This window comes from Neptunomonas sp., from assembly GCF_016744175.1.
Taxonomy (GTDB): Bacteria; Pseudomonadota; Gammaproteobacteria; order Pseudomonadales; family Balneatricaceae; genus Neptunomonas.
Map to the genome: position 1 here is coordinate 30,058 of NZ_JADGEV010000037.1, position 10,601 is coordinate 40,658.

Sequence of the window (10,601 nt, forward strand, 5' to 3'; positions counted from 1 at the left end):
GTGACCACACATGGGTAGGCAGCCACTTGTTTCGATAAAGAGCACTGATGCATCCGCATCTTCTGAGCAGGGAGGGTATACGATAGCACCAGACATCATTGAATGGCCGCGGGGTTCAAACATCAGGGCTTGACGAATCCAGTCGAAATTTTGCAAAAAATACTGCCGCTTTTCACTCATTGTTTCGCCAATCAAGTCAGGGTATCCACCTGCAACTAAGCGAACAGGATTGCCACATGTGTGTGCATCAATACAGAAAAAAGTGCCTTCTCTCATACTTAACTACCTGTAATTAGCTTCTTATTTAACACCTTACAACGGTGTTATTTTCAATATATGTATACTTTATACAATATTTAATTTTTCAATGGAAGCTTTGCATTTCTATCTTAAGTGTCCGTTGCAATTTACAAGAAATCTCACAATAAATCCTTTGAAAGTCCCATTTAATGGGGCTTTTAGCCTATTTTCAAAGATTTTTATAATGCTATTTAATGTACAAAAAACAATCAAAATTGTTTGAATATTATATATTGTATAAAATATTCATTTGAATTATGATGATTTTCACTGGTTTTTTACAGCTACCTGCGAAAGCGCTACCGAGTGACTGTGTGTCATTACATGGGAGAGTTCTTTAAAGGTTTCGTCAGGAGGAGCCAGGGGTAGTGAAGTATTTGCACTAGTTCTTTGGCAGTACCTGAATCATCGTTTTACTTACATTGAGGAAAGGTTATGAATTTAGAAGGTGTTTTGGTTCCTGTAGTCACCCCCTTCGATAGTGAAGGTAAGGTGGATTACAGTGCTTTAGGCAAACTGCTTGATCATCTAATACAAGCAGGCGTTCGTGGTGTCGTCGCATGCGGTACGACGGGTGAATACTATGCATTTGTAGGTGATGAACGTCGCAGCGTCATGGCTTTTATTGCTGACCTCGTCGGTGACCGTGCACTACTGATTGCCGGTGTAAACGATACTCATACTGCAGGCTCAGTTGATAAGGCGAAAGAAGCAAAATCGCTTGGTTATCAGGCTTTGATGTTGGCTCCACCTATTTATTGCCTACCGCAGGAATCGGAAATTATTCAGCACTACAAGACGGTTAGTACTAAAGCTGATATGCCGATCATTATGTATAACTTCCCTGATCGCTCTGGCGTTGAGATCAGTGTAGAAGCAGTCATTGAGCTGAGCAAAGACAAGAACATTGTTGGAATTAAAGAAAGCAGCGGTGACTTTAGCCGTGCACTTAGCCTAATTAACGCAGGAATGACTGACTTCGAAGTGATTTGTGGTTCTGATGATCAGGCTGCTGATTACATGTTCTGGGGCGTGCGTTCTTGGATTGGAGGTGCTGCCAACTATTTGCCAAAAGAGCACGTGCAGATTATCGGTGCTGCAAAAAGCGGTGATTATGTAGCTCTGCGCAACACCATGCAACGCATTTTACCCGTACTAAAAAATCAAGAATCTTCTGACTATAACCAAAAAGCGAAACTGGGTTGCGCTCATATTGGGTTGCCCGTGGGTGAAGTGCGTGCGCCATTGCTGCCCATCAGCGAAGAAGATAAAGCGGACTTTATAGCAACGTTAGCAGCCTCTCTTAAGTAATTTAATAACAAGGTTCATGAATTAAGAATAAAAATCGTGTTTTACAGTTTTGAGGGGTTGCTAACCCCTTGATGTCACATCTCAATACAATAATAGGAATAGAGACATGAAGACATTTACCAAGCACTTAGCGTCACTGGCAATCGGCAGTGTAATTGCATTTGGCACTATTACCTCAGCACAAGCAGATAAGCTTGATGATGTTATTAGCGAAGGCACTCTACGCTGTGGCGTTGTGCTGGACTTCCCACCTATTGGTTACCGTGATGCTAATAATGAGCCCGCTGGTTTTGATGTTGAATACTGCAATGATCTAGCAAAGGCATTGGATGTTGATGCTGAAATTCTACCAGTTACATGGGCCGAACGTTTACCGTCTATTGTCAATAATCGTACTGATGTCGTATTCGGCGGCACTTCAGACTCTTTGCAGCGAGCTATCACTGTGGGGTTTTCAATTCCCTATGCTGTTTATTACTCTCAAGCGATAGTGGGTAAAGATTCTGGAATAAAGACTGTTGAAGATATGAAAGGTAAGCGTATCGCCGCGGCGGTGGGGACCTTGCCTGAAAAAGAGTTTCTTAAATTAGCGAAGAAGTGGGATACCGAAGACTTATACCAAGGCTACCAAAGTGAAAACGAAGTGTTTTTGGCGGTTGCTCAAGGTAAGGCTGATGCAGGTTTAACGACTAACACTGCCGTTAAACCTGTTGTTCAGCAGTTTGCTAGTCTGAGCGCGGGTCCACGTATGCCATGGACCACTGATTACACTTCTGTGGTGGGTCCACGGAAAGATCAGGGCTGGCTGAACTACCTGAACTTGTTTGTTACTCATCAGGTGCGCTCGGGTCGTTACCAAGAGCTTTGGGGTACCTATGTAGGCGGTCAGGCCCCGGAATTACGTATTCCAAACGTACTGTATTAATCAACCTTGCCGGTGCTATGTAATAAGTAGCACCGGTATCACTCATTAATAGGTATTAATATGGATTACACATTTCATTGGCGGCCTGTTATCAAAGCCTTGCCTGACCTAATGGAGGCAGCATTAACCACTTTGGAAGCTGCTGCATTGTCGATGATTATCGGTATTGTATTAGGTCTTGTTTTGGCCTTGTTGCGTTTACATGGTAACCGTCCACTTTATCTATTTGCCACTGTTTGGGTTGAAATCGCCCGTAACACGCCGGCGTTGCTACAGTTGTTTTTCTTTGGTTTTGGCTTGGGCGCGTTTGGTTGGCACCTCTCGCCTTTCATGATCGTTTTGTGCGGCTTGTCATTTAACAATGCAGGATATTTGGCAGAGAATTTTCGTGGAGGGTTTTTGGCAATTCCTGACACTCAGATTAAGGCCGCGCGAAGTTTAGGCATGAGCGCCTCTCAGTCTTATTTGCACATTATTATTCCGCAAGTGTTTCGCTTGATCTACCACCCGTTAACTAACCAGTTGGTGTGGGCGGTTCTGATGAGTTCTTTAGGGATGCTTGTTGGCTTTCGTGAGCTATCCGGTGAGACTCAGTTCTTGGCATCAAATACATTCCGGTTGTTTGAATTTTTCTTGGCTGCGGCAGTGATCTACTACCTGCTAGTTAAAATTGTGCTGGGCACTTCCTATCTGCTTTGCAGAAAACTGTTCCGTTATTAGAGGTGTAAATGTATGTCTACTGAAGTAAATGCAATTCAGTTCTTTAGCGGATTTCAGGTCAGCGACCTGTGGTACTTAGCAAAAGGTGCAGGGGGCACCATCGTAATTTCGGCCATTGCTATCTCGGTCGGCACCATACTGGGGTGTTTGTTTGGTTGGGCGCTGAGTGTCTCTCGTTGGGCGAATATGACTCTGGGTTCTGTGCTCGATGTGTTTCGCAGTGTGCCATTAATTATTCAGTTGCTACTGTTTTTTAATTTCCTACCAATTCTAGGGTTACCCGTAGGGCCATTTGCTGCAGGAACTATCGTATTGATTTTCTATACAGCGGCATTGGTAGCACAAGTTGCGCGCGGTGGTATTGAAGCGGTACCAAGTTCGATGCGAAATGCAGCCAGGTCTCTGGGCATGACGTACTGGCAGGATATTCGGTATGTGGTTATGCCGGTGGGTTTGCGGGCGGTATTACCGGCATGGACCGGCGTTGCGCTGGGGGTATTGAAAGATTCGGCATTGGTCTCAGTCCTGGGCTATATCGAGCTTCTTCGGGCCTCGCAGATCCTGGTTACCAGAACCCAAGAGCCGTTCATTATTCTGACTATTGTAGGGCTGTTTTACTTTGCCCTTTCTTATCCTATATCAAAGATGACAGCCAGGCTGGAACAGAGGTGGCAGTATGATTGAATTAAAAAGTGTCGAAAAAAAATTTGGTGATATTACGGTTTTAAAAGGTATCGATTTGAGTGTTGAGAAGGGTGAAGTAATCAGTGTGATTGGTGCCAGTGGCTCCGGAAAATCAACGATGCTGTATTGCATTAATGCTCTGGAAAAAATCCAAAGTGGACAGATTATCGTCGATGGCATTGACGTGCATGCTGATCAAACCAACCTAAATGAGTTACGCCGCCACATTGGTATGGTGTTCCAACAGTGGAATTCATTTCCGCATTTAAGTGTGCTTGATAACGTCGCGCTGGCACCAAAACTGGTGTTGGGGAAATCCAAAGATGAAGCTTACAGCATTGCAGAGAAGCAGCTGAAGCATGTTGGTCTTGGCGATAAGTTGGATGTTTATCCGACGCGGATGTCAGGAGGTCAGCAGCAACGCCTAGCGATTGCACGCGCACTGGCGATGGAGCCGGATTATATGCTGTTCGATGAGGTTACTTCTGCACTTGATCCGGAGCTTGTGGGTGAAGTGCTGGATACCCTTCGTTTGTTACGAGATGACGGCATGACCATGATCGTAGTCACCCATGAAATCAGCTTCGCCCGAGATGTTTCTGACCGTGTTGCGTTTTTCCATCAGGGCGTCATTGAAGAAATTGGTCAGGCGCAACAGTTAATCAATGATCCACAAAAAGAACGCACTCAGCAATTTTTAAGTAATGTCCGCTGATCATCTTCAAGAACAATAATAGAGACTTTAGCCATGTCAGAATTACTAACACTAAGTGAATACCGTGATTTAGCCGGTAGTCTGGAACTACCTGTCCATGCGTATATTAATGGTCAGTTTGTACCGTCTTTGTCAGCGAAGACCATGCCAACCATCAACCCTGCCACGGGCGAAGAAATTGCGCAGGTAGCTGCGTGCAACAAAGATGATGTCGATGTTGCTGTTGCCAATGCTAAAGCTGTCTTTGAAGCGGGTGAATGGGCAAATATGCACCCCACAGAACGTAAAAAAATTATGCTTAAATTTTCTGGCCTTATCAGTAAGCACAGCCGTGAACTGGCGGTGATGGAGAGTCTAGAAAGTGGTAAACCGATTCGAGAGTGTGAGCTAACCGATTTGCCGGAAACTGTTCATTGCATCGAGTGGCACGCAGAAGCAGCCGATAAGATGTATGACCAGCTATCTCCCTCAGGGAATGATGCGGTTGGCTTGATTGTCCGTGAACCGCTGGGTGTAGTTGCTTGTGTTCTCCCATGGAATTTTCCTCTCATGATGGTGGCTTGGAAATTGGGCCCAGCACTTGCAACGGGTAATAGCGTTGTCATTAAGCCTGCAGAGCAAACCAGCATGAGCACCTTACGCTTGGCTGAATTAGCTCTAGAAGCAGGTATCCCCGCAGGCGTGCTGAATGTGCTACCTGGTTATGGTCACGAAGCAGGGCAGGCTCTTGGCTTGCATCATGATGTACAGGTGGTTTCTTTTACCGGATCAACCGAGATTGGCCGTAAATTTCTTGAGTTCTCTGCGCAGAGTAATTTAAAGAAAATCGTATTGGAATGTGGTGGAAAAAATCCATCTGTTGTACTTGCTGATGCAAAGAATCTGGACAATGCTGCAGAGCATATTGTTTATGCTGCGTTGTGGAATATGGGGCAGAACTGTACTGCTAACTCTCGGGTGATTGTTCATAAAGATATTAAAGAAGAGCTAACCACTAACATTTTGCAGGCAATGAAAGCGTGGCATACCGGAGATCCGTTAGATCCAAATAATGCTTTAGGTGCTATTGTCAGCAAAGAGCAGTATGACCAGATCTGTCATTACATATCTAAAGGTAAGGAAGAGGGTGCAACGGTGCTAGCTGGCGGTGCTCCGATAGTGATTGGCGATGGTTTGTTTGTTGCACCTACCCTATTTGATGATGTTACCCCGGATATGACTATTGCTCGTGAAGAGATATTTGGTCCAGTATTCGCCATTATTACTGCTGATTCCAATGAACAGGCTTTGGCTATAGCTAATGATACTTGCTATGGCTTACAGGCTTCTCTATATACGTCCAGCGGGGTTAACGCTCAGCGTTATGCCCGCAAGCTTCAGGCCGGTACTGTGTCGGTTAATTGTTATGCGGAGGGGGATATCAGCACCCCATTTGGTGGCTATAAGCTGTCTGGTTTTGGTGGCCGAGATAACTCTTTACAAGCTCATGACCAATACACTGAGACTAAAACAATCTGGCTCGATCTTAGTGAGTAAACCTCTCCATTCATCCGCTTAAGGATAATCCGTTGATGCTCCCCCCCGAAGTATTTCCATATGAGAGCTTAGGGGGGAAGCGATGGTAACTCTTACATGATCATCAGGTGAGTTTATGGCTATATCGAGTATTTTTAATGATGTCATAGGGCCCGTAATGCGCGGGCCTTCCAGTTCTCATAGTGCTGCCGCTTGTCGCATCGGCTTATTGCTGCGAGATTTGATCGGTGCTGATATTAGCGGTCTGATCATCGATTACGACCCGAACGGTTCATTAGTCACCACCCATGAAAGCCAAGGTACTGATATGGGGCTGTACGGAGGTGTTCTTGGTTGGCAAGCTGATGATGAACGAATGATGAGTTACCGGCAGAGTATTACAGATGCAGGTATTAGTATTCAGGTGAATTATGTGAGCTATGACGCTCAACACCCCAATACCTACCGTATAAGAATTTCCAATACCTCTATTGAACACTCGCTTACCGCTATATCCACGGGCGGCGGCATGATTGAAGTGCAAGAAATCGATGGTGCTGTGGTTGAACTCTTCGGTGATTGTTATGAACTGCTGATCTATGGCTGTGATTGGCAAATGATAGAAAAGTCATTACCGGAAAAACTACAATTTGACTTTATTGAGCGTCATCAAGGGCAGCGTTGTTTTCTTGAATTGAAAAATGCAGTGGGCTTTGATCCTGCTGATATTTTGATAATAGAAAATAGTGAGGGAGTTGATTTCGTCCGTTACCTGAAGCCAGTACTGCCAGTATTGTCTCGTAAAAATATTGAAGTGCCATTCTTGCGCTGCAATGAATTACTAGCAATGGGGCAAGCTGAAGATTTGGATCTGTGGCAGTTAGCTGTGCGATTTGAAAGTGCGCGAGGTGCTATCTCTGAGGCTGATGTGCTGCAACGAATGCGCGATATCGTTCGCATTATGGATAGCTCGATTAAGTCTGGTTTATGCGGTACAGAGTACGAAGACCGGATATTGCACAGTCAATCGGTAGGCTTTAGTGAATGTATGCAAAACAATAGCTTACTGGATAGTGGCTTGCTGAACACCATCGTTATGTATGTTAGTGCGATGATGGAGGTGAAAAGCTCATTTGGTGTCATTGTTGCGGCCCCTACAGCAGGTTCCTGCGGTGCATTACCGGGCAGTTTGCTCGGCGCTGGTAAGGTGCTTGGAAAGTCGGAAGATGAGATTGTTAAAGCGATGTTGGCGGCGGGGATTGTTGGGATGTTTATCTCTGAACACTCTTCTTTTGCTGCTGAAGTTGGCGGTTGTCAGGCGGAGTGTGGTGCCGGTTCTGCTATGGCCGCAGCAGGCCTAGTAACGCTGGCAGAGGGTAATTTACAACAAGCGATCACTGCAGCATCTCTGGCATTGCAGAACTCACTAGGGATGATTTGTGACCCGATAGCTAATCGGGTAGAGGCTCCTTGCTTGGGGCGTAATGTGATGGCGGCATCCAATGCAGTTTCTTGTGCCAATATGGCGCTGGCTAACTACGATCCGGTAGTTACGTTTGATGAGGTGGTCGATACCCATTTTGTGGTGGGTAAAAGTATCGCGCACGAACTGCGATGCACGGCTTTAGGGGGGCTTTCTATTACGGATAGTTCGAAGCAAATAGAAGCACGTTTGATACGCTTTAAAAGTTGCTGATTGACCCCTGTGAAATGGATTAGAGGAAATAGCAGTGCAGACAAATAAAGTAATTCATGTGGTTAGCTGTCATGCAGAAGGAGAGGTGGGAGACGTAATTGTTGGGGGCGTTTTACCGCCACCCGGTGATACGATATGGGAACAGTCACGCTGGATAGCTAAGGATCAGACGCTGCGTAATATTGTTCTGAATGAACCCAGAGGCGGAGTGTTTAGACACGTGAATCTGTTGGTACCCGCAAAGAATCCAAAAGCTCAAATGGGTTGGATCATTATGGAACCGGAAGATACTCCGCCGATGTCCGGCTCTAATAGTATCTGTGTTTCTACCGTATTACTGGAAACCGGCATTATCCCGATGCAGGAGCCTGAAACGCATATGACACTGGAGCCTCCCGGTGGTCTGATCAATGTGGTGGCCCAGTGTGAGAATGGCAAAGTCAAAAAGGTTACGGTGCGTAACGTTCCGTCGTTTGTTGATAAGATAGACGCCATTATTGAAGTCAGTGGTCTTGGTACTCTCAGGGTTGATACCGCTTATGGCGGCGACAGTTTTGTTATTGTTGATGCAAAGAAACTGGGTTTTGCGATCACCCCGGATGAAGCCCGTGAAATTGCAGAAGCAGGTATAAAGATTACAAATGCAGCTAATGAACAGCTAGGCTTCTATCATCCGGAAAATCCGGACTGGCGTCATATTTCATTTTGTCAGATAGCGGCGCCCTTAGAGCAAGAGAATGGCATCTTGTTAGGCCGCAATACGGTTGTGATTCAACCGGGTAAGCTAGATCGTTCGCCAACGGGTACGGGTTGTTCTGCACGGATGGCACTGCTACACGCAAAAGGTTTGTTGAAAGTAGGGGACCGTTACATAGGTGAGTCGGTGATTGGTTCTCGTTTTAATTGCAGTATCGATAGCATGACTCAGGTTGGCGACCGTGATGCTATTTATCCGCTGATTTCTGGTCGAGCATGGCTTACCGGAACGCATCAACACATGGTTGATCCGCAAGACCCGTGGCAGGAAGGCTATCGGGTAGCAGATACTTGGCCAGTTATTGGGACATAATCAACGAAAAGTAATGTCGATCATTAAGCTTTCTAGTGGGGATCGTAATCATCAATAATTTGCTTTCTAAACCTGCTTTCCCTGCGCTTTTTGTGGTTACGATTTGGGGGCTAAACGTCGTGTTCATGAAGGTTGGTGTGACCGATATGGCACCTCTCTTATATACGGGTATGCGGTTTACTCTTTTGAGTCTATTGTTGCTGCCATTTTTTCGGATTCCTCGAGAGGCCATTGGTCAGGTGATAGGTCTGGCGATGATAATGGGAGTCGGGCATTTTTGCCTGTTAAGTATCGGTCTGCATTACGTCGACAGTGTGGTTGCGGGTCTTATCTTATTACTGGGAGCCCCACTGTCGTCATTGTTAGCTTTTATCTTTCTCAATGAGCGTTTGCGTGTGTTGCAGATGGTTGCGGTTTTCGCTGCCGCAATGGGGGCCTTAGTACCGACCTTGCTTGTGGGAGGCGTGGAGATACAGGCGGGGGCGTTACTCATTTTATTATGCGTTTGTATGTGGGCGGTCGGAAATCTGAAAATTCGTAACCTGAGTAACTTGTCATTACTAACGTTACAGTTTTGGATTGGTTTTATTAGTGCGCCCTTGTGTTTATTGGCGTACTGGCTGAATCCGGCGGATACTCCACTGGCTGCTCAATTCACTATTAACAGTATGCTATCACTGGCTTATGTGGTGTGTGGGTCTTCTATCTTGGCGTATTGGTTATGGTATCAGCTGATAAAACTACACGGGATTAATTCGGTGGTGAACTACGTGCTACTGCAGCCAGTAGTAACAATGCTGGCAGGGTATTTGATTCTTGGAGAAGTAATGTCTGGATTACAGCTAGCGGGCGCAGTGATAACACTGCTTGCGATGTGGGGGTTTTATCATTCGGGTAAGCAGCCGTTATAAGTAAGCTGCTTATCTAAAAAACAATGCTCAATGCCGATGAATTAGGCAATTTTCTTTTGTTGTTCCGTTAGCAAGTCATGGATTGCCTGCCCCGCTTCAAGGATATGCTTGCGCAGCAATGCGGAGGCTGCTTCTTTATTGCGTTGCCGACATAAGCTTAAAATTTCAGTATGCTCCTGATCTGCTTTATCTATACCTGTGGTAAATAATAACTGCATCCGGATATAACGGTCTGCTTTAATATTTAGACTTTGGATTACTTCCATCGCTTGGGGCATATCTGCGGGCTTATAGAGGGCTTCATGTAGCGCGTAATTAAGATCGCTCCACGTTTCAACCTGATCACCGCTTTCGACGGTTTCTTCAAACGAGCGAAGAATTTTCTCGGTGGTTGAGAAATCTTCTTCGGTCATATTATCAATAGCTTTTTCCAGTACATGGCACTCCACCAGTGCTCGAAGCTCAAATAGCTCGTGAATCTTGGCCGTAGACAATTCTGTAGCAGTAGCGCCTTTATGGGCTTCAAACAATACCAAGCCCTGAGCTTCTAGCTGCAATAACGCTTCTCTCACAGGAATCCGGCTGACATTAAACTCTTTAGCAATGGCATCCTGACGTAGGGGGTCGCCTGCGACAATCTCACCGGTCAGAATTTTCTCGCGCAAAATATCTGCAACCATTTGGGTGCGAGTTTTGTAAATGGGTGTTGTACCTTTGCTCATAGAGTCTGTAACCGGTGGTTGCTGAAAGAAATT

The 10,601-nt window shown here is 45.6% G+C and carries 11 protein-coding genes; 9 read left to right on the forward strand and 2 right to left on the reverse strand.

All coding sequences use genetic code 11. From position 1 onward, the window contains the following. Positions 1-276, reverse strand: a 276-nt coding sequence (locus tag QZZ55_RS15075) for a proline racemase family protein (protein WP_293268210.1), incomplete at its 3' end; no start/stop codon positions are given. A gap of 459 nt (positions 277-735) precedes the next feature. Here QZZ55_RS15075 and dapA point away from each other — a divergent pair. From dapA to QZZ55_RS15120, 9 genes are all read left to right on the forward strand, one after another. Continuing rightward, a complete protein-coding gene (dapA, locus tag QZZ55_RS15080) occupies positions 736-1,611 on the forward strand; it encodes a 4-hydroxy-tetrahydrodipicolinate synthase (RefSeq protein ID WP_293268212.1) in 876 nt (291 codons plus the stop codon). Between the two features lie 106 nt (positions 1,612-1,717). After that, a complete protein-coding gene (locus QZZ55_RS15085) occupies positions 1,718-2,536 on the forward strand; it encodes a transporter substrate-binding domain-containing protein (RefSeq protein ID WP_293268213.1) in 819 nt (272 codons plus the stop codon). Between the two features lie 60 nt (positions 2,537-2,596). Then, the gene (locus tag QZZ55_RS15090; RefSeq protein WP_293268214.1) at positions 2,597-3,256 is read left to right on the forward strand and encodes an amino acid ABC transporter permease; all 660 of its coding nucleotides are present in this window, start codon (positions 2,597-2,599) and stop codon (positions 3,254-3,256) included. Between the two features lie 12 nt (positions 3,257-3,268). Next, positions 3,269-3,940, forward strand: coding sequence for an amino acid ABC transporter permease (locus QZZ55_RS15095; RefSeq protein ID WP_293268215.1), 672 nt, complete (start codon positions 3,269-3,271; stop codon positions 3,938-3,940). After that, positions 3,933-4,655 carry an amino acid ABC transporter ATP-binding protein gene (locus QZZ55_RS15100; protein ID WP_293268216.1) on the forward strand — a complete coding sequence of 241 codons (723 nt, stop codon included), beginning with the start codon at positions 3,933-3,935 and terminating at the stop codon, positions 4,653-4,655. Before QZZ55_RS15095 ends, QZZ55_RS15100 begins: the two co-directional genes overlap by 8 nt. Positions 4,656-4,688: 33 nt before the next feature. Then, positions 4,689-6,191, forward strand: coding sequence for an aldehyde dehydrogenase (locus QZZ55_RS15105; protein ID WP_293268217.1), 1,503 nt, complete (start codon positions 4,689-4,691; stop codon positions 6,189-6,191). Between the two features lie 115 nt (positions 6,192-6,306). Next, on the forward strand, positions 6,307-7,866 hold the full coding sequence (locus QZZ55_RS15110; protein ID WP_293268218.1) for an L-serine ammonia-lyase, iron-sulfur-dependent, subunit alpha: 1,560 nt from the start codon (positions 6,307-6,309) through the stop codon (positions 7,864-7,866). A 34-nt stretch (positions 7,867-7,900) separates the two neighbouring features. Continuing rightward, positions 7,901-8,935, forward strand: coding sequence for a proline racemase family protein (locus tag QZZ55_RS15115; RefSeq protein ID WP_293268219.1), 1,035 nt, complete (start codon positions 7,901-7,903; stop codon positions 8,933-8,935). A gap of 92 nt (positions 8,936-9,027) precedes the next feature. Then, positions 9,028-9,846, forward strand: coding sequence for a DMT family transporter (locus tag QZZ55_RS15120; RefSeq protein ID WP_293268220.1), 819 nt, complete (start codon positions 9,028-9,030; stop codon positions 9,844-9,846). A gap of 41 nt (positions 9,847-9,887) precedes the next feature. On the opposite strand, the gene QZZ55_RS15125 is transcribed toward QZZ55_RS15120, so the two are convergent. Further along, complete coding sequence (locus tag QZZ55_RS15125) at positions 9,888-10,568, reverse strand: GntR family transcriptional regulator (protein WP_293268221.1); 681 nt, start codon at positions 10,566-10,568, stop codon at positions 9,888-9,890. Positions 10,569-10,601: the final 33 nt, after the last annotated feature.